General features: G+C 41.0%; 21 protein-coding genes. 18 read left to right on the top strand and 3 right to left on the bottom strand.

Annotated features, from left to right (window positions below; translation table 11 throughout):
• The first annotated feature begins 26 nt into the window (after nucleotides 1-26).
• Complete coding sequence (locus AUF14_RS10360; RefSeq protein ID WP_016252543.1) at nucleotides 27-1,301, top strand: ISL3-like element IS1476 family transposase; 1,275 nt, start codon at nucleotides 27-29, stop codon at nucleotides 1,299-1,301.
• Between the two features lie 175 nt (nucleotides 1,302-1,476).
• Here AUF14_RS10360 and rnjA read toward each other — a convergent pair whose 3' ends face one another.
• Both rnjA and AUF14_RS10350 read right to left on the bottom strand, forming a co-directional pair.
• Nucleotides 1,477-3,153, bottom strand: a complete 1,677-nt coding sequence (rnjA, locus tag AUF14_RS10355; RefSeq protein ID WP_016181222.1) for a ribonuclease J1 — start codon at nucleotides 3,151-3,153, stop codon at nucleotides 1,477-1,479.
• Between the two features lies 1 nt (nucleotide 3,154).
• Nucleotides 3,155-3,367 carry a DNA-directed RNA polymerase subunit epsilon gene (locus AUF14_RS10350; RefSeq protein ID WP_016181223.1) on the bottom strand — a complete coding sequence of 71 codons (213 nt, stop codon included), beginning with the start codon at nucleotides 3,365-3,367 and terminating at the stop codon, nucleotides 3,155-3,157.
• Nucleotides 3,368-3,726: 359 nt separating this feature from the next.
• Between AUF14_RS10350 and AUF14_RS10345 the strand changes: the two genes are divergently transcribed.
• The 7 genes from AUF14_RS10345 to secG all read left to right on the top strand — a co-directional run bounded on the left by AUF14_RS10345 (nucleotide 3,727) and on the right by secG (nucleotide 9,481).
• Nucleotides 3,727-5,457, top strand: a complete 1,731-nt coding sequence (locus tag AUF14_RS10345; protein WP_016181224.1) for an ABC transporter ATP-binding protein — start codon at nucleotides 3,727-3,729, stop codon at nucleotides 5,455-5,457.
• Nucleotides 5,454-7,214 carry an ABC transporter ATP-binding protein gene (locus AUF14_RS10340; protein ID WP_016181225.1) on the top strand — a complete coding sequence of 587 codons (1,761 nt, stop codon included), beginning with the start codon at nucleotides 5,454-5,456 and terminating at the stop codon, nucleotides 7,212-7,214. The genes AUF14_RS10345 and AUF14_RS10340 overlap by 4 nt, the downstream gene beginning before the upstream one ends.
• A 246-nt stretch (nucleotides 7,215-7,460) precedes the next feature.
• Nucleotides 7,461-7,967, top strand: coding sequence for a gamma carbonic anhydrase family protein (locus AUF14_RS10335; protein ID WP_049221858.1), 507 nt, complete (start codon nucleotides 7,461-7,463; stop codon nucleotides 7,965-7,967).
• Entirely contained in the window at nucleotides 7,954-8,289 is a 336-nt protein-coding gene (locus tag AUF14_RS10330) for a hypothetical protein (RefSeq protein ID WP_016181227.1), read from the top strand. Before AUF14_RS10335 ends, AUF14_RS10330 begins: the two co-directional genes overlap by 14 nt.
• A gap of 62 nt (nucleotides 8,290-8,351) precedes the next feature.
• Nucleotides 8,352-8,618 (top strand): (4Fe-4S)-binding protein, encoded by a 267-nt coding sequence (locus AUF14_RS10325; protein WP_016181228.1) that lies wholly within the window; start codon nucleotides 8,352-8,354, stop codon nucleotides 8,616-8,618.
• Nucleotides 8,619-8,887: 269 nt separating this feature from the next.
• The gene (locus tag AUF14_RS10320; protein ID WP_016181229.1) at nucleotides 8,888-9,163 is read left to right on the top strand and encodes a GNAT family N-acetyltransferase; all 276 of its coding nucleotides are present in this window, start codon (nucleotides 8,888-8,890) and stop codon (nucleotides 9,161-9,163) included.
• An 81-nt stretch (nucleotides 9,164-9,244) separates the two neighbouring features.
• Nucleotides 9,245-9,481 (top strand): preprotein translocase subunit SecG, encoded by a 237-nt coding sequence (gene secG, locus AUF14_RS10315; RefSeq protein ID WP_010746758.1) that lies wholly within the window; start codon nucleotides 9,245-9,247, stop codon nucleotides 9,479-9,481.
• 44 nt (nucleotides 9,482-9,525) lie between these two features.
• Here secG and AUF14_RS22515 read toward each other — a convergent pair whose 3' ends face one another.
• Nucleotides 9,526-9,663 (bottom strand): hypothetical protein, encoded by a 138-nt coding sequence (locus AUF14_RS22515; protein ID WP_193756244.1) that lies wholly within the window; start codon nucleotides 9,661-9,663, stop codon nucleotides 9,526-9,528.
• A gap of 31 nt (nucleotides 9,664-9,694) precedes the next feature.
• Between AUF14_RS22515 and AUF14_RS10310 the strand changes: the two genes are divergently transcribed.
• From AUF14_RS10310 to atpD, 10 genes are all read left to right on the top strand, one after another.
• Entirely contained in the window at nucleotides 9,695-10,459 is a 765-nt protein-coding gene (locus tag AUF14_RS10310) for an alpha/beta hydrolase (RefSeq protein WP_016181230.1), read from the top strand.
• The gene (gene rnr, locus AUF14_RS10305; protein ID WP_102866029.1) at nucleotides 10,440-12,824 is read left to right on the top strand and encodes a ribonuclease R; all 2,385 of its coding nucleotides are present in this window, start codon (nucleotides 10,440-10,442) and stop codon (nucleotides 12,822-12,824) included. The genes AUF14_RS10310 and rnr overlap by 20 nt, the downstream gene beginning before the upstream one ends.
• A gap of 1 nt (nucleotide 12,825) precedes the next feature.
• On the top strand, nucleotides 12,826-13,290 hold the full coding sequence (smpB, locus tag AUF14_RS10300; RefSeq protein ID WP_010746755.1) for an SsrA-binding protein SmpB: 465 nt from the start codon (nucleotides 12,826-12,828) through the stop codon (nucleotides 13,288-13,290).
• A gap of 288 nt (nucleotides 13,291-13,578) precedes the next feature.
• Complete coding sequence (gene atpB / locus AUF14_RS10295; protein ID WP_048718669.1) at nucleotides 13,579-14,292, top strand: F0F1 ATP synthase subunit A; 714 nt, start codon at nucleotides 13,579-13,581, stop codon at nucleotides 14,290-14,292.
• 37 nt (nucleotides 14,293-14,329) lie between these two features.
• Nucleotides 14,330-14,542: an ATP synthase F0 subunit C gene (gene atpE / locus AUF14_RS10290; RefSeq protein WP_010743272.1), complete on the top strand. Its 213-nt coding sequence runs from the start codon at nucleotides 14,330-14,332 to the stop codon at nucleotides 14,540-14,542.
• Between the two features lie 95 nt (nucleotides 14,543-14,637).
• Complete coding sequence (gene atpF, locus AUF14_RS10285) at nucleotides 14,638-15,159, top strand: F0F1 ATP synthase subunit B (RefSeq protein WP_016181233.1); 522 nt, start codon at nucleotides 14,638-14,640, stop codon at nucleotides 15,157-15,159.
• Nucleotides 15,149-15,694 carry an ATP synthase F1 subunit delta gene (gene atpH, locus AUF14_RS10280; protein ID WP_016181234.1) on the top strand — a complete coding sequence of 182 codons (546 nt, stop codon included), beginning with the start codon at nucleotides 15,149-15,151 and terminating at the stop codon, nucleotides 15,692-15,694. Before atpF ends, atpH begins: the two co-directional genes overlap by 11 nt.
• A 19-nt stretch (nucleotides 15,695-15,713) precedes the next feature.
• Entirely contained in the window at nucleotides 15,714-17,240 is a 1,527-nt protein-coding gene (gene atpA, locus AUF14_RS10275) for a F0F1 ATP synthase subunit alpha (protein ID WP_016181235.1), read from the top strand.
• Nucleotides 17,241-17,255: 15 nt separating this feature from the next.
• Nucleotides 17,256-18,161 carry a F0F1 ATP synthase subunit gamma gene (locus tag AUF14_RS10270; protein WP_034876827.1) on the top strand — a complete coding sequence of 302 codons (906 nt, stop codon included), beginning with the start codon at nucleotides 17,256-17,258 and terminating at the stop codon, nucleotides 18,159-18,161.
• Nucleotides 18,162-18,183: 22 nt separating this feature from the next.
• Nucleotides 18,184-19,584, top strand: coding sequence for a F0F1 ATP synthase subunit beta (gene atpD / locus AUF14_RS10265; RefSeq protein WP_016181237.1), 1,401 nt, complete (start codon nucleotides 18,184-18,186; stop codon nucleotides 19,582-19,584).
• The last annotated feature ends 5 nt before the right edge of the window (nucleotides 19,585-19,589 follow it).

Genomic DNA, 19,589 nt, shown 5'->3' with positions numbered 1-19,589 from the left:
CGTCACCCTACCAAAGGAGTCTCTCAATGGATAATCATACTAGAAAATTACTCGGATTAACAGATAAACATTTATTTTTTGATGAAGAATGGCTGATTGAAAAAGAATATAAAGGCGTTCAAGCGCAGTTTATTAAAGGAAAATTGGATGACTCTCCTTCCTGTTGTGAACACTGTCGATCGGTTCGTATTATCCGCAACGGTTCCTATACGACACGCACTCAGATGTTGAAAGTCAAAGAAAAGTTAACTATTTTAGAATTAAAACGTACCCGTTTTCTCTGTCATGATTGTGGAAGGACCTTTTCTGCGAAAACGGACTTAGTTGATGAACATCATCAACTAACAAAGGAACTGAAGCAGGCGATTCTCATGGAACTGTACGAAAATCAATCACGTAAACTAATCGCTAAGAAGTACTTCGTCTCGGATGGGACGGTGACACGGATCTTGCGTGAAGCAACGAAGCATTACCAGCCACGTATGAACTTCCTTCCGACGGTGTTATGCATGGATGAGTTCAAATCAATGAAGTCTGTTTCTGGTTCCATGAGTTTTATTTGTGTTGATGGAACAACCAATCAGCTATTTACGATCCTTGAAGATCGTAGACTTTACAAACTAACTCAATACTTCCTGCGCTTTCCTAGAAAAGCTCGTTTAAAGGTCAAGTACCTAGTGATGGACATGAATGCCAGCTATTGTCAGCTGCTTAAAACGGTCTTTCCAAATGCGGAGATCGTAACTGACCGCTTTCATATTGTCCAACATATCAATCGCAGCTTCAATCAATTGCGTGTCCAGATCATGAATCGTTTTCGAACCTCACACTCTGAAAATCAGAAGAAGTACCGTCGGCTCAAGCGATATTGGAAACTCTTACTCAAAGATTCCACGACATTGGAGCCACTCAAAAGACATTATCACCGACTGTTTAAACGACCGATTAGTCAAACAGAAATCGTCGATGAACTGTTAAGCTACAACGAAGAATTGCGAACAGCGTATCATTTTTGTCAATTATTACGCTATTATTTCGTTAAACGAGATACGGAAGGCTTTCAAGAAACCCTTAAAACAATTTCATCTACGTTACCTCAGTCGTTTAAAAAGAAATTTACGATCTTCCATCGCTACCAATCGGGTATTTCAAATGCCTTTAAGGTGTCCCACTCAAACGGCGTCACTGAGGGGCTGAATAACAAGATCAAGCTGATTAAACGAATTGCGTTTGGTTATCGCAACTTTTATAACTTTCGGGCACGGATCTATTTACAACAAGGTCTGATCTTTGAAAACTAAAAATATGCGGCGCACAGAACGCGCCGCATATCGGACTAAGTTTTATTCAAATTTGTCTTCACCAACACGATTTGACGAAGAGCCAAAAATATGCGGCGCAGAGAACGCGCCGCATATCGGACTAAGTTTTATTCAAATTCTTCACCAACACGATTTGACGAAGAGCCGTTTTTGTTTAATTATCAGGAGTCATGATCATCGGTAGAATCATTGGATGGCGCTCGGTTTGATCAAATAGGAACGGTTGCAAGGCAGCTACCATCGCATTTTTCAATTTAGCTTCAGTACAGCCAGCCTCATTTAAGGCCTCTCGTAATGCATGGAACAAAATCCGTTGTCCTTCATTAATCATTTCGCCAGATTCACGCATGTATACAAATCCGCGAGACAAAATATCTGGACCAGCTAGGATTTCTTTTTTCTCAATATCAACAGTTGCGACAGAAAGAACTAAGCCTTCTTCTGAAAGAATGCGACGATCGCGTAAGACCACGTTGCCGATGTCGCCGATACCGCTGCCGTCTACATAGACATCACTAGCATTGAAATGACCAGCTCGCCGTGCGCTGTCTGCAGTCAATGCAAGCATATCGCCATTTTCCATGATAAAGCAATTTTCTTCAGGAACGCCAGTATCTTGTGCTAATCCTGTATGGATTTTCAACATTCGGAATTCACCGTGGATGGGAACAAAATATTTTGGCTTCATCAGGCGCAGCATCAGTTTTTGTTCCTGCTGACTACCGTGACCTGAAGTATGAATGTTATTGACTTTTCCATGAATGACTTCAGCGCCTGCTTCTGAAAGCAGATTGATCAAATGGTTGACGCTGGTTGTGTTTCCAGGAATAGGCGAGCTTGAGAAGATCACTGTATCATCCGGTTGAATTTGGATTTGACGGTGCGTACCATTAGCGATTCGTGAAAGAGCCGCCATTGGTTCACCTTGCGATCCAGTACATAAAATCATCAATTCGTTTGCTGGCAAATTGTTTATTTCATGTGCATCCACGAATGTACCATCAGGAACTGTGATGTAGCCCAATTTTTGTCCGTTGACGATCGCGTTTTCCATACTGCGTCCGAAGACGGCTATTTTACGACCCGTTGCCACAGCGGCTGAAGCAGCTTGTTGCAAACGGGAAATATTGGAAGCGAAGGTAGCGAAAATAATTCGTCCTTCAATTTTTTCCATAATGCGCAAAATGGACTGTCCAATTGTCTGCTCAGATTTTGTAAATGTTGGCACTTCGGCATTGGTACTGTCAGAGAGCAAGCACAATACGCCTTCTTCTCCAAGCTTAGCCATTCGATGCAGGTTCGCAGGTTGACCGACTGGTGTAAAGTCGAATTTGAAATCTCCTGTTTCCACGATATTTCCTGATGGTGTTTTAACTACAACACCTAATGGATCAGGGATACTATGAGTCGTACGGAAAAAGCTCACAGACGTTTTGCGGAAACGAATCACAGAATCCTCGTCGATCTCATGTAATTCTGCATCACGCAATAAACCATGCTCGTCCAATTTATTCTTGATTAAAGCCAAAGCTAACGCCCCTGCGTAAATAGGAATGTTTGCTTGCTTCAATAAATACGGTACGCCGCCGATATGATCTTCGTGTCCGTGTGTAATTACTAATGCTTTAACCTTATTGAGGTTTTGGATTACATAACTAAAATCGGGAATGACATAATCAATTCCTAGTAAATCATCTTCAGGAAATTTTATTCCAGCATCAATAATGATGATTTCATCTTGGAATTGAACCCCATACATATTTTTTCCGATTTCGCCCAATCCACCAATGGCAAAGACACCAGTTTCATTGTTTTTTAGCGAAAGTTTCATATTAGAACTCCATTAACTTGAAGTCAGCATTCTCTTTTTCATATTCTAAATGATTGCCTTCTAAAAGTTGAATGTATTCCACGTTATATGGGGTATTTTCGCGTAATAAATTGTGAACGATTTCTTCGTTGTCTGCTTCTACATACAATGAGTGAGTTTGTTCGCGTTTTGGGTTCCGTTCTTTGGTTTCTTGATAATAAACTTTGTAAATCATGAATCTATCTCCTTTATTTGCTTTATAGCAATTTTTTCCACGACAAAATGAGGGGCGGCTGCCACCTATTTTTTTATGCTCGACGCTTTAGCTTATTTAAAGCGCTGAGAAGAAGCCTCGTCTTTGCTTCTTGCTTGAAAAAACAATTTCACCGTTCTTTGGGTTGTTCTTACAACAATTACCTGTAGTTTATCACAGAATAAATAAGAAGTATAGAAACTAGGAAGGGAAATGAGGATTCCTTAGAAATTTTCAGAAAGTCTAAAAAAGTAAAAATAGAAAAACAATTTTTCATGCAGGCAGAAGTATTTTTTTTATGCTATATTGGAGACATTACGGTATAGAAAGAGGCGAGAAAAATGAAGTTAATGTTGCGCTATACCTTGCGTTACAAAAAGCTATTATTATTTGATTTTATCAGTGTTTTTGGGTTTATCCTGATCGAGTTAGGACTGCCGACGATTTTGGCAATGATGATTGATAAGGGAATTGGAAATAACGATTTTAACTACGTACAGAAGATGGGGATCCTAATGATTGCGATCACTGTAGTTGGAATTGTCATGAGTATTTCGCTGCGTTACTTCAGTTCTCAGATCACCTCTAGAATGGTCGCTGCGATTCGCGATGATCTGTTCGAAAAGATCCAAAGCTTTTCCCATTCAGAATATGAACAGATTGGTGTACCCTCATTGATTACACGCACAACCAATGATGCCTATCAAATTATGCTGTTCATGCAGAATATTTTGACTACAGGTTTTATGACACCCATGATGTTTGGTATGAGCTTGTATTTGATTATACGAACGAGTCCAGGTTTAGGGATATACGTGTTGTTGGCGTTGCCGATACTATTATTGGCAGTCATCCTGATCGCAAAATATTCGGAACCATTGTCAACGAAGCAGCAAAAGAACCTAGATAATATTAACGGCATTCTACGGGAAAACCTTTCAGGCTTACGTGTGATTCGGGCGTTTGTCAATGAAAAATTCGAAGAAACGCGTTTTCGCTTAGTGAATGATGCCTATACGAATAGTTCAAAAAGCCTGTTTCATTTAATGGCAGTAGCACAGCCAGGATTTTTCTTCCTATTTAATATCGTGATGGTCTTGATCATCTGGAACGGGACTGTGCAAATCAGCGATGGTGCCTTGGCAGTCGGAACGTTAATCGCTTTTATCGAATATATTTTTCACGCGTTGTTCTCCTTCATGCTGTTTGCTACAGTGTTCATGATGTATCCGCGAGCGAATGTTTCAGCAGAACGGATTCAAGAGGTTTTTGATATGGAACCAATTATCAAAGACAATCCTGAAAAAACAGCAGAACCAACAGAAAGAGGTTCATTGGAATTTCGTAATGTAACATTTGCTTATCCAGGTCACTCAGAAAGTCCGGTGATACGCAATGTCAGCTTTACGGCAAAAGCAGGTGAAACGGTGGCTTTTATCGGCAGTACCGGTTCAGGAAAATCGACATTGATTCAATTGATTCCGCGTTTTTACGATGTGACGGAGGGTCAGGTATTAGTCAACGGACAAGATGTACGTGATTATCAATTGAAAGATTTACGGGAAAAAATCGGTTATATCCCACAAAAGGCCCAATTATTTACTGGAACGATTGAAGATAATTTGCGTTACGGAAAAAAGAATGCCACGCAGGCTGAGATGGAGCAGGCAGCTGAAATTGCACAAGCTGCGGAATTTATCTCGCAGAAACCAAAGGGCTATCAAGAAGAATTAGCAGAAGGCGGGAGTAATTTCTCTGGCGGACAAAAACAACGCTTGGCGATCGCGCGAGCGGTGATTCGCCGCCCTGAAATTTATATCTTTGATGACAGCTTTTCTGCATTAGATTATCAGACAGATGCAAAACTTCGTGCTCGATTGAAAAAGGAGACAACTGAATCTGTGGTCTTGATCGTTGCTCAGCGAGTGGGAACGATCATGCATGCGGACAAAATTGTCGTGTTGAACGAAGGAGATGTTGTGGGGATCGGAACACATCGGGAATTGTTAGAGAAATGTCCGATCTATTATGACATCGCCGCATCACAATTATCAAAGGAGGAATTAGCATGAGAAACAGCATTTCTTCTTTAAAACGGTTGATGCATTATATCAATCCATACAAAAAGTCTTTCATTATTGTGCTGATCCTTGCGGTAGCGACCTTAATTTTGGGGACGTGGATGCCGTATCTAACTGGACTGCCGACAACGGAGGTCAGCAAAAATATCGCACAGGGTGAATCTATTAATTTTGATTATGTCTTTAAGTGGCTGATCGTGATCGTGATTGTCGGTATCGTTTATTGCGGAACACAGCTAGGAACGGGTTGGCTGATGGCCAATGTCGTACAGTCAGCGATGCGCGATTTGCGGGAGGATATTGAGGCTAAGATCAATCGTTTGCCGGTTTCTTATTTTGACCGCAATCAGCAAGGAAATATTTTGTCGCGAGTAACTAATGACGTGGATGCTGTCAGCAACGCCATGCAGCAGGCGATCATTAAATCAATTAATGCGGTGTTGGGTATCTTATTAGCAGTTGCTATGATGTTTTATATCAATCCGATGATGGCTTTGATTTCGATGATTATGATTCCATTATCCCTCGTCATCACTCGAAAAATCGTTCAGGTTTCGCAAAAGGATTTTCAAGGAATGCAGAATTCTTTGGGAGAAATGAATGGTTACGTCCAAGAAAATATGACCGGTTTCAGTGTCTTAAAACTATATGGACGGGAAAAAGAAACCTTGGCAGGGTTTAGTAAAGTCAATCATGAGCTTCGTCGCTTTGGTTTCCGAGCTTCCTTTGTTTCCAGCTTGATGCAGCCACTGGTGCAATTGACGGCGTATGCGACATATATTGCGATGGCGATACTAGGAAGCTGGAACGTTATTCATGGGGTAATCTTAGTTGGTCAGCTGCAAGCCTTTATTCAATATATATGGCAAGTCAGCCAGCCGATGGGAGAAATCACTCAGCTGTCTTCAATGATCCAAAGTGCTTCGGCTTCAGCTAAACGGGTTTTTGAAATTTTGGATGAACCAGAAGAAGAATTGAATGACCACGATCTGCCGCTGCCAGAACCAGTACAAGGAAATGTGGTCTTTGATCATGTTCAATTCAGTTATGATCCGAAGAAACCATTAATCGAGGATTTGAGCTTTGAAGTAAAAGCTGGAGAAACGGTGGCGATTGTAGGTCCAACCGGTGCTGGTAAAACAACCTTGATTAACCTGTTGATGCGTTTTTATGACATCAATAGTGGAAGAATTCTCATTGATGGGGTAAACACTCAAGAAATGAATCGCTCGGATGTTCGCTCCTTATTCGGAATGGTGCTTCAGGATGCTTGGTTATACGAAGGAACGATTGGAGATAATATTCGTTTTGGACGTTTAGAGGCGACGGATTATGAAGTCGTTGATGCCGCGAAGACTGCCAATGTAGATCATTTTATTCGGACGATGCCTAGTGGGTATGAAATGGAGATCAATTCTGAGGGAGACAATGTTTCTCTCGGGCAGAAGCAATTACTGACGATTGCGCGAGCGATTATTTCTGATCCTAAAATCTTGATTTTGGATGAGGCGACTAGTTCTGTCGATACTCGGTTAGAAGGTCTGATTCAAAAAGCAATGGACCGTGTCATGGAGGGGCGGACAAGTTTTGTGATTGCCCACCGGTTATCGACGATTCGCGATGCGGATCATATTCTAGTCATGAAAAATGGACAGATTATCGAACATGGCACGCATACCGAATTATTAGCACAAGGCGGATTCTACGAGCAGCTGTATAACAGCCAGTTTATGGAGGAAGCAGAATAGAACGTTTAGAGGTCGATTCATAAGCGTTCAGCATTATGAGTGTCGTTTATTCGTAAAAAGGAGCTGAGCTGAAAGTTTAAAAGACTTTTGGCTCAGCTTTTTTCCTAATTAAATTTTTGCTGCAAAAGGATTTTCTAGGTTCTCAAACGTAAACTAGAAAGGAAGAATTTCACAATAAATGCTATACTTGTTGGGGAACGACTTGTATCGAAATAATAAAAAACAGAGTTGAGCGAGGGAAAAACTATGGCAAATTTTATTGCAGACAGTGCAGATGTTTACGGTGATGTAACATTAGGCGAGGGGTCCACAATTTGGTTTCAAAGTGTTTTGAGAGGTGACAGCAATACGATTTCGATTGGCAAAATGACGAATGTCCAAGATGGGACGGTTGTTCATGTGGATCATGATGCACCAACAGTGATTGAGGATTATGTAACGATTGGTCATGCCTGCATTATTCATGGCTGTACGATTCACTCAGGGGCGCTGATCGGCATGGGGGCAACTGTGTTGAATCATGCAGAAATCGGCGAAAATAGTTTGATTGGGGCGGGGTCCTTAGTAACAGAAGGAACCGTTATTCCAGCCAACTCGTTGGCTTTCGGATCGCCAGCTCGGGTGATTCGTCAATTGACGCCGGAAGAAATTGAAAAAAATCGAAGGAATGCGCAACACTATTTTGAATTGGGACAGGCTTATTCAAAGAATACAATCTCTCGAATTCAGGGAGTCACTCATGAAGGAAACTAGTTTCTTATTACTTCAAGCGCAACTACGAGCATTGTTTCCAGATGATGGTTTAAATCAATTGGCTATCTATGAAGATCAAGCGGAACATTTTTTGATTTTTTCTAGTCGGGGACTACATGTGTTGGAAGAAGATCAATTAACCAAGGAGCCGCGAAATGTTTATTATCCCGTAGATAGTTTAAAACCATTTGCAATTCGTCAACAGGCGGGAATCTTTGAATTGATCATAGAAACTGTGGGCGGTAGATCCTTTGTCTTGGCCTTTCCAGATCAAGCAGATGCTCATCAAGCCATGCAGACGCTCATTGAACTGCTGGCTTAAAGACGAATTAGTGTAATTTTTTCCTGTATCCCAGTATAATCTTACTAAAAGGAAGTGTTGAAATGGATGGAAGTAAATTTGATCAAGAGCCGGTGAACGAAGAAGAATTATTGTCCCAAGGGTATCGCAAATATCATGGTGACGGTATCGACATTTACTACAATAAGGATATTTGCGCACACATTGGAAATTGTGTACGGGGAAATCCGGAAATTTTTGAAGTGGGCCGTAGACCGTGGATTATTCCCGATAACGGCAGCGTAGAAAATGCCAGCTATGTCGTAGATACCTGTCCAAGCGGTGCGCTGAAATACGTCAGTAAAAATTAAAAACTGCCAAGTTGTCAGTTCATGGACGAGTTTAGAGAAATAACTATATTACGAAGATCAGACCAATTTTTCTATAGGAAAAATTAATCCATTTATTATGAGTAAGGATTTCAGTTCCTCTTTTCGCAGGATTACAGCTGAATCAAGAAAGATCAAAAACAGCCAGTCAGAGTCCAATGAAGTATAGAGGAATGACATACGGCACAAAAATCAGACCAATTTTTCTATAGGAAAAATTAATCCATTTATTATGAGTAAGGAGCGGTATTATGGAAATCAAAGAAGAAAAAGAGCGTTTTGTCTTATTGAATGATGAACAAGAAGAAGCAGGAGAAATGACTTGGTCGAATGCGGGTCCAGAAATCATGATTATTGATCACACCTTTGTTGACCCAACCTATCGTGGACAAGGCTTAGCAGAAAAACTCGTGGCAGCGGGAGTCGAAAAAGCGCGCAAGGAAGGAAAAAAAATTATTCCGCTTTGCCCATTTGCTAAAAAAGAATTTGAAGAAAAATCAGAATATGCAGATGTTTTAAGAAAATAAGTTTGGGACTTCTCTAGTCAAACGACGTCAATTGTGCTAAAGTAAAAAATGAGGTAGTTTGGAAATAAGGAGGATCATCTTTTGTATAATTTTATTTTGGGTGTTATCTTAGTTTTGTCAGTGATCATCGTTATCACGATCATGATGCAACCTAGCAAACAAAATAGTGCTGCGAGTGCTTTTACTGGTGGCGCGGATCAATTATTCGGAAAGCAAAAAGCACGCGGCTTTGAGGCTGTGATGCAACGATCAACCGCAGTTTTAGGTGCGATTTGGATGATTTTGCTCTTCGTATTAATGTTTTTATCAAGCAAATAAAACCGGCCTCTCACTTGAGAGGTCTTTTTTATTTTGTATTTACACTAAATCAAGTACACTTGAAGATAAGCAAGAAAAATAGTTGCTTCAGTACGTCTGTCTCGTTTACGTAAAGGCTTAATGTGCTGCTTAGATAGAAAATATGCAAATCGAGAAGGAACGATCGTTTTTCGTTTTTTCATTTACCTAATTACAAGATAGGAGTGATTACTCATGGTACAAGTCCCTGAATCGCTGTTTTTGCCTCACGGAAAGCGAGCGGTCTTATTATTACATGCCTATTCAGGTAGTCCCAATGATGTGCGAATGCTTGCTCGCTTTTTAGAAAAATTAGATTACACGATTTATGCGCCGCTCTTTACCGGACACGGCACGTCTGATCCGCTGGATATCTTACACGAGCATTCTGAACAATGGTGGCAAGACAGTCAGGAAGCAGTAGAATTTCTACAATCAAAAGGATTTCAAGAAATTGCGGTATTTGGTCTTTCAATGGGCGGTACTTTGGCCACTCGCTTATTATGTGAGCAGCCTGACAGTTTTATCGGTGGTGGTTTTTTCTGTTCGCCGATCGCTCCAGTAAAAACCAACGTGACGAAAAACTTCCTATTATATGCGCAACAAGTGCTAGAACGAAATGGTAAAGAAACAACAGAAGAAAAAATCGAAAGTTATCGTCCGTTAGTAGAACAACAACTGGCGACGATTGAGAAACAAGCTCAGATTGCTTATGAAAATCTGACACAAATCAAAAGCCCATTTTTTATGGCACAGGCGGGAAAAGATGAAATGATTGAAGCCGATGGTGTTTTTCGGACAGCAGAGCGACTGCAGCAGACAGCTTTTTCCTTGAATTGGTATCCCAAAAGCGGTCATGTAATTACTGTGGGACCTGAAAGAAGACAATTAGAACAAGATGTGGCAGATTTTTTAGCCGCTCTTGGTTGGAGAGAAAATAATGGAGAGAAAAACAATTAAAGCAGAAATATTGGCTGGATTGAAAGCAGCCAACAAAAAAAGTCTTTCAATGGAAGAATTAGCAGAAATTTTAAACATGCGTAAAAGTGAGGATTATAAACTCTTAGTCCAAACAGTTGCGCAATTAGAACGGGAAAAGGCCGTAGAGTTTAATAAAAAAGGTCGGATTAAACTGCCTTTTCAACCCATCGAAGTAGAAGGCATCTTTCGTCGGAATGAGCGAGGATTTGGTTTTGTCACGATTGATCCAGAAGAGCCGGATATCTTTATTCCCAAAGAAGCGACGAATTTTGCGATGGATGGTGACATCGTCATGATTGATATCCAAAAAACGGCGGACCTTTTTTCCGATCGCGGCGCAGAAGGCCGAGTGGTGTCCATCAAGGAACGAAAAATCCAACAAATTGTTGGAGAATTTACTGCCTTTGATGTCGATGAAATCGCGGAATCTGATCTGTTTGGCTATGTAACGCCAAAAGACAAAAAAAGCGCGCAATTTAAGGTTTTTATTGCCGCTGAAGGGATTCAGCCAGTTGATGGTAGTATTGTTATTGTTGAGATCACTCACTATCCGGAAAAGGGCTATGCTACTAGCTTGGAAGGTATCGTTACGAAAGTAGTCGGGCATAAAAATGATCCAGGAATGGATATTTTGTCAATTGTAATTGCGCAGGGGATTCCAACGCAGTTTCCAGATGAGGTCCAGACAGCCTCAGAGCAAGTACCTGATACAATCGCGAAATCTGATCTGGTTGGGCGCCGGGATTTACGGGATCAGCAAATCGTAACCATCGATGGTGCCGATGCAAAGGATTTAGATGATGCGGTAACCGTTCGAAAATTGGCTAATGGGAACTACTTTTTAGGCGTCCATATCGCTGATGTTTCTTATTATGTAACGGAAGAAAGCCTATTGGATAAAGAAGCCTTTGAACGAGGAACGAGTGTCTATTTGACCGATCGTGTGATTCCAATGATTCCGCAACGCTTATCTAATGGGATCTGTTCCTTAAATCCACAGGTGCCGCGTTTGACGATGAGTTGTGAGATGGAAATTGATCCAAGTGGAACGATTGTTCAGCATGAGATTTTCCAAAGTGTCATTCAAACCAGTGAACGTATGACGTACTCAGCGGTAAATGATATTTTGGAAGATGAGAATCCAGAAACAATCAAACGTTATCAAGAATTAGTTCCGATGTTCCGTTTAATGAAGGAGCTCCATCAAATTCTTGAATCACGCAGGAATCGCCGTGGAGCTATCAACTTTGAGGACCGTGAAGCGAAAATTCTTGTGGATTCTGAAGGACGCCCGATAGATATTGAACTCCGTGAACGTGGTGTGGGGGAACGATTGATTGAGTCCTTCATGTTAGCTGCCAACGAAACGGTGGCTGAACACTTCAATCGTTTGAAGCTGCCCTTTATCTATCGGATTCACGAACAACCTAAAGAAGAAAAAATGCAGCGTTTCTTTGATTTCGCCGCGGCGTTAGGTATTTTAGTCAAAGGAACAAAGAATACGATCACACCGAAGGATCTGCAGCAAGTGATTCATGATGTAGAAGAGAAGCCAGAAGCAGCTGTCATCAATACCATGTTGCTGCGCAGTATGCAGCAGGCGCGCTATTCAGAGGATAATTATGGGCATTATGGATTAGCTGCGGAATATTACACTCACTTTACCTCACCAATTCGTCGTTATCCTGACTTGATCGTTCACCGATTGATTCGTTCTTATAGTAATGATCAAAGTGAAGCGACAAAAGAGAAATGGGCGGAAGCTTTACCGGAAATTGCGGACCATAGTTCGAAAATGGAACGCCGTGCGGTAGAAGCAGAGCGTGAAGTTGATAGCATGAAGAAAGCAGAATACATGGCGGATAAAGTCGGTGAAGAGTTTGACGGTATCATTAGCTCGGTCACAAAATTTGGTATTTTCATTGAGCTACCGAATACGGTCGAAGGAATGATCCATTTAAATGAGCTAAAACAAGACTATTTCCACTTTATTGAAAACCAATTAGCATTAGTTGGGGAACGGACTCGACAGACCTTTAAGATTGGTCAAAAGGTCCGAGTGAAAGTCACAAAATCCGATCCTCAGACTAGAGAGATTGATTTTGAGCTACTAGAAGCAGAAGAAATCCCTGCACTAGAGGTGCCGGGAAATAATCGTCGCGACCAGCGCCGTAAACCAACTGGCGGACGCAAAAATAATAAAAAATCTGAAAAGAATTATGGTAAAGGCAAAAATTCAGATCGCCAAAAAACAACAGGTAAAGACAAGAAAAAGAAAAAAGGCAAGAAGCCTTTTTATAAATCAGTAGCTAAAAAGAAGAAATCGGGTAGAAAGAAGGGATAATATGCCAAAAGGCGAAGGCAAATTAGTGGCACAAAATAAAAAAGCACGTCATGACTATACGATCATTGATACGATTGAAGCAGGGATTGTTTTGCAAGGAACAGAAATCAAATCGATTCGCAATAGCCGAATCAACTTGAAGGATGGTTTTGCCCGCATTAGAAATGGCGAAGCCTTTTTATACAACGTTCACATCAGTCCATACGAGCAAGGAAATATTTTTAATCATGATCCGGTACGCACACGGAAACTGCTCATGCATAAAAAACAAATTGCTCGATTAGCTGGTGAAGTTAAAAATACAGGAATAACGCTGGTTCCATTAAAGGTCTATCTAAAAGATGGGTATGCGAAGGTTTTGATAGGGGTCGCTAAAGGGAAACATCAGTATGATAAACGGGAAAGTTTGAAGCGCAAAGATGTCGATCGTCAGATCAGTCGAACGTTAAAAAATTATTCTCGCTAGTAAAATATTCTTTTTCGCATATTTGGTGAGAATTTCTTTACTTCACAATGGATTTTGATAGGATTAGTTACAATCTATACTAGCCATTTTGTGGGCTAAATTAACGATTGGAGCCGTTTAACTCAAAATAAAATAACTATTTAAAAAAAGAATGCGAGTTATTCGAAAAATTTCAAGAAAATTCTTTGAAATTTTCTTTCTCTGGTGGTAACATACGATAGTATTTTGAGGAGCAGCGCTAAGCAGCCACGAGCTGACGCGAGTCGCTGGGAAGAGAGGTGAACTGAATTGGATGAAAAATCTTGGGTTTTCCATATTGGTCCCGTATGGTTCGATGGTACGGTTACGACAATGATCATTTTGACATGTGTGATTGTCTTCTTGCTGGTTTTTGCATTTACCCGCAACCTATCATTGAAGCCCAAAGGAAAGCAAAACGCAATTGAGTGGGTCATTGATTTTACTACGAATATTGTTGGCGACAACATGCCTCGTAAAGAAGTCAGAAATTTTAGTTTGTTCTCATTTACGTTGTTCTTATTTATTTTTGTAGCAAACCAAATCGGGCTGGTCACAAAAATTGTCACAGGTGACGAAGTGACTTATTGGAAAAGCCCGACTGCTAACCCCTTTGTAACCATGGGATTGGCCTTACTCGTATTAGTGTTAGCCAATTACCTAGGTACAGAAAAATTAGGTCTAGGCAGCTACATTAAAAATTCTTTTTTCACACCTGCAGGATTATTTCCTATTAAGTTGATGGAAGAATTTACAAATGTTATTACGTTGGGCTTACGTCTATACGGTAACATTTTCGCTGGTGAAGTATTGCTTTCATTGATTGCAAGCATGGTGACAAGCACAGGATGGTGGACATTGCCATTTGCTATCCCGCTTGAAATGATTTGGATCGCATTCTCACTATTTATCGGTAGTATCCAAGCGTTTGTTTTCACTACTCTATCTATGGTTTATATCAGTCATAAAATCGAGGTAGAATAATAAAAAAATTTAACACACTTTTAGGAGGAAAATTATTATGAACTTTATCGGTGCAGGAATCGCAATCATGGGAGCCGCAATTGGGGCTGGCTATGGTAACGGACAAGTAATCTCAAAAGCAATTGAATCAATGGCACGCCAACCAGAAATGTCAGGTCAAATTCGTTCAACCATGTTTATCGGTGTTGGTTTGATCGAAGCTGTGCCAATTCTAGGTGTCGTATTAGGTATGTTGATGGTTTTCCAATAAAAATCAGGACTTTTTTGTTGAGACTCGTCCCAAAGATGAGCAGCAGAATCGTATAACGATTTTGTCATGAGAAAGAACAGAAAGGAAGACCGAGTATGCTGAATCTAGTTATTGCTGAGGCTGTCAATACAACGCTCGGTAATTTAATCGTCGTTACGTTATCATTCGTGATTCTAATGGCGCTATTAAAGAAATTCGCGTGGGGTGCCGTTCAAGACATTCTAAAAAAACGTGAAGATAAGATCGCCAATGATCTAGATTCTGCCGAACAATCTCGGATCAAAGCTGCTGAGTTAGAAAAAGAACGCGAAACTCAGTTAGCAAGTTCCCGTAGTGATGCGGCAGATATCATCAAAAATGCGAAAGAAAGTGGCGAACTAAGCCGTCAAAACATCATTAAAGATACTAAAGAAGAAGTGACTCGTCTGAAAGATCGCGCACAAGCGGAAATTAAGGATGAACGTGAAAACGCGTTGACTTCTGTTAAGGATGATGTGGCAACACTTTCTCTACAAATCGCAGAAAAAATCTTGAGCAAGGAGCTTTCGCAAGACGCTCATCAAGATTTGATCAACGACTATATGAATAAGTTAGGTAATACGAAACATGAAGCTTGATAAATACACTGTTGGTAAACGCTATGGAAAAGCTTTGTTTGAATTGGCGATCGAAAATAAAGCCGCCGACACCGTTTATCAAGAGCTGTTGACTGTTCGAGAAATCTGCAAAGAAATTCCCGATCTTGGAAATATTTTAACGGATGTTCGTTTAGAAGGCGCTGAAAAGAAAGCTATTATGGATGCTTTCACCGGCGGTTTTGACGGCATCGTCAAAAATTTTCTATTAGTAGTATTTGAATATAATCGTAGTGACGATCTGCCATTTATGATTGACGAGTTTGAACGTCGCTATGATGAACGCAATAAAATCGCACACGGAACAGTCACTACGGCTGTTCCACTCTCTGAAGAAAAGAAACATGAACTTGAAGCAAAAGTCGCTGATGTTTTTGGCTACCAGAAGGCCACGTTAACCCCGATAGTTGATGAATCAATTCTCGGCGGTGTCATTGTTGAAGCCGATCATCAAGTGATCGACGGCAGCCTCGCCAGCCAATTAAATGGTCTACGAGCAGCACTTAGTAAAAAGTAGAGAAGAAGAGGTGAAATGAATGGCCATCAAAGCAGAAGAAATCAGTGCTTTAATCAAAGAACAGATTCAAAATTATGATAATAAGTTGTCTGTGGAAGAAATCGGAACAGTCACTTACGTTGGGGATGGGATCGCCCGTGCCCACGGTTTAGAAAATGCAATGAGTGGAGAACTTTTAGAGTTTTCTAACGGCTCTTATGGAATGGCACAAAACTTAGAAAGCAATGATGTCGGTATCATCGTGCTAGGTGAATTTGAGTCCATTCGTGAAGGAGACAAAGTAAAACGTACCGGTAAGATCATGGAAGTGCCAGTTGGCGAAAACATGATCGGTCGTGTTGTGAACCCGCTTGGTCAACCAGTTGATGGAATGGGTCCAATTGAAACAACAAACACACGTCCAGTCGAAGCAATGGCTCCCGGCGTTATGCAACGTAAATCAGTATCAGAACCAATGCAAACAGGCTTGAAGGCTATCGACGCCCTAGTACCAATCGGACGTGGACAACGTGAATTAATCATTGGTGACCGTAAAACGGGTAAGACGTCCATCGCGATTGATACGATCATTAACCAAAAAGGTCAAGATATGATCTGTATCTATGTTGCAATTGGACAAAAGGAATCAACGGTTCGTTCACAAGTAGAAACACTTCGTAAATTTGGCGCAATGGATTATACCATCGTCGTAACAGCGGGCGCTTCTCAACCTGCACCGCTATTATTTATCGCGCCTTACGCTGGAACAGCGATGGGTGAAGAATTCATGTACAACGGCAAGCACGTTTTAGTTGTCTTTGATGATTTATCAAAACAAGCCGTTGCTTACCGTGAACTGTCATTATTACTACGTCGTCCGCCAGGTCGTGAAGCGTACCCAGGGGATGTCTTTTATTTGCACTCACGTCTATTGGAACGTGCGGCAAAACTTTCAGATGAATTAGGCGGCGGTTCATTGACTGCCTTGCCATTCGTAGAAACACAAGCAGGAGATATTTCAGCCTATATTCCTACTAATGTAATCTCAATCACTGATGGACAAATCTTTTTAGAAAATGATTTGTTTTATGCGGGGATTCGTCCAGCCGTTGATGCCGGTCTATCCGTATCCCGTGTTGGTGGTTCAGCACAAATTAAAGCAATGAAAAAGGTTGCCGGAACACTTCGTTTAGATTTGGCCAGCTACCGTGAATTAGAAGCTTTCACTCAATTCGGTTCAGATTTGGATGCAGCAACACAAGCCAAATTGAATCGTGGACGTCGAACGGTTGAAGTATTAAAACAAAAATTACATGCGCCACTGCCTGTTGAAAAACAAGTCGTGATTCTTTATGCCTTGACTCATGGCGTACTTGATAGTATCCCAGTCAATAGTATTTTAGATTTTGAAGCGCAATTATTCGAATATCTGGAAACGAATCACTCAGATTTATTTGCGACGATTCGTGATACGAAAGAATTGCCAGATACAGATAAATTAGATGAAGCAATCCAAGAATTCAAAGATATTTTTGACGCTTCTTCCGCTAACCAAGAAAAAGCATAATCGAGGTGAAAAAAGATCATGGCATCCTTAAATGAAATCAAAACACGGATTGCATCGACGAAGAAAACAAGTCAAATCACCAACGCTATGCAAATGGTCTCAGCATCTAAATTAACGAAGTCAGAAGCCTACTCAGCGAAATTCCAACTTTATGCTTCAAAAGTACGTGAGGTATTGACGCACTTAACAGCGAGCGAATTAACTGAGTTAGCAAACTCTGGTCGTGAATTAGGCGGCATCAATTATCACAGCATGTTATTGAATCGTCCAGTCAAAAAAACTGGTTATATCGTGATTACTTCTGATGGCGGTTTGGTGGGAGGCTATAACAGCTCGATTTTAAAACAAACCATGTCAATGCTCGAAGATGATCATGATTCTGCTGATGAGTATGTTTTGTTAGCCATTGGTGGAACCGGAGCGGACTTTTTCAAAGCTCGCGGCGTTAAATTAGCCTATGAATTACGCAATTTATCGGATCAACCAAGCTTTGATGAAGTACGAAAAATCGTTTCGATGACGACCAGTATGTATGAAAATCAGGTCTTTGATGAACTGTATGTTTGTTATAACCATCACGTTAATTCACTATCCAGTCAGTTCCGAGTAGAAAAAATGCTGCCGATCTCTGACTTGGACCCAAGTGAAGCACAAACGTATCGTGAAGAATATTTGTTTGAACCTTCAAAAGAAGCCATCCTTGATCAACTACTTCCGCAATATGCTGAAAGTTTGATTTATGGCGCGATCGTTGATGCTAAGACAGCAGAACATGCAGCCGGGATGACAGCGATGAAGACAGCGACAGATAATGCAGGTGCGATCATTGATGATCTAACCATTTCATACAACCGGGCACGTCAAGCGGCGATCACCCAAGAGATTACTGAAATTGTCGGCGGGGCTTCCGCATTAGAATAATTTCAAGATTGGAGGAAAAAACATGAGTTCAGGCAAGATTGTTCAAGTTATTGGTCCCGTTGTCGACGTGGAATTTTCTTTAGATCAATCCTTACCAGACATCAACAATGCGTTGATTGTTTACAAAAAAGATAAAACAAAAGTTGTTCTTGAAGTTGCTTTGGAACTTGGTGATGGTGTTATCCGCACAATCGCTATGGAGGCTACTGATGGATTGCAACGTGGAATGGAAGTTGTCGATACTGGCAAATCAATCTCCGTTCCTGTAGGTAAAGATACTCTAGGTCGTGTGTTTAACGTATTAGGTGAAACGATTGATAAAGAAGCACCTTTTCCAGAAGATGCAGAAAGAAGCGGCATTCATAAAAAGGCGCCTGCTTTTGAAGACCTTAGTACAAGTAACGAGATTTTGGAAACAGGGATCAAGGTTATCGACTTATTAGCCCCTTATTTAAAAGGTGGGAAAGTCGGACTATTCGGTGGTGCCGGTGTTGGTAAAACCGTTTTGATCCAAGAATTAATTCATAATATCGCCCAAGAACACGGTGGTATTTCAGTGTTTACCGGTGTTGGGGAACGTACTCGTGAAGGGAACGACCTTTATTATGAAATGAAAGACTCTGGCGTTATTGAGAAAACAGCCATGGTGTTCGGACAAATGAACGAGCCGCCTGGTGCACGTATGCGTGTTGCCTTGACTGGTTTGACATTAGCTGAATACTTCCGTGATGAAGAAGGGCAAGATGTGTTGCTGTTTATTGACAACATCTTCCGCTTTACTCAAGCCGGATCAGAAGTTTCTGCCTTATTAGGACGTATGCCATCAGCCGTTGGGTATCAACCAACTTTGGCAACTGAAATGGGGCAATTACAAGAACGAATCACTTCAACCAAAAAAGGTTCGATCACTTCAATCCAAGCCATTTACGTACCAGCCGATGACTATTCTGACCCGGCACCAGCGACTGCTTTTGCCCATTTAGATGCCACGACAAACTTGGAACGTAAATTGACAGAACAAGGGATTTATCCAGCGGTTGACCCATTGGCTTCATCTTCAAGTGCCTTGGCACCAGAAATCGTTGGTGAAGAACATTATCGTGTAGCAACAGAAGTTCAACGTGTCTTACAACGTTACCGTGAATTACAAGATATTATTGCTATTTTAGGGATGGACGAATTGTCTGACCAAGAAAAAGTCATCGTATCTCGTGCTCGTCGAATTCAATTCTTCTTGTCACAAAACTTTAATGTAGCGGAGCAATTCACTGGTCAACCTGGTTCTTATGTACCAGTTGAAAAAACAGTTGAAGGCTTTAAAGAAATCCTTGAAGGAAAATACGACGATCTTCCAGAAGATGCCTTCCGTAGTGTCGGCACCATCGAAGACGTTATCGAAAAAGCGAAAACTTTAGGCTACTAGAAAGA

Origin of the sequence: Enterococcus avium (genome assembly GCF_002891025.1) — a bacterium.
Lineage (GTDB): Bacteria > Bacillota > Bacilli > Lactobacillales > Enterococcaceae > Enterococcus_A > Enterococcus_A avium.
The sequence above is the reverse complement of the archived record's forward strand: the minus strand, read 5'-3'. Positions and strand labels throughout refer to the sequence as shown.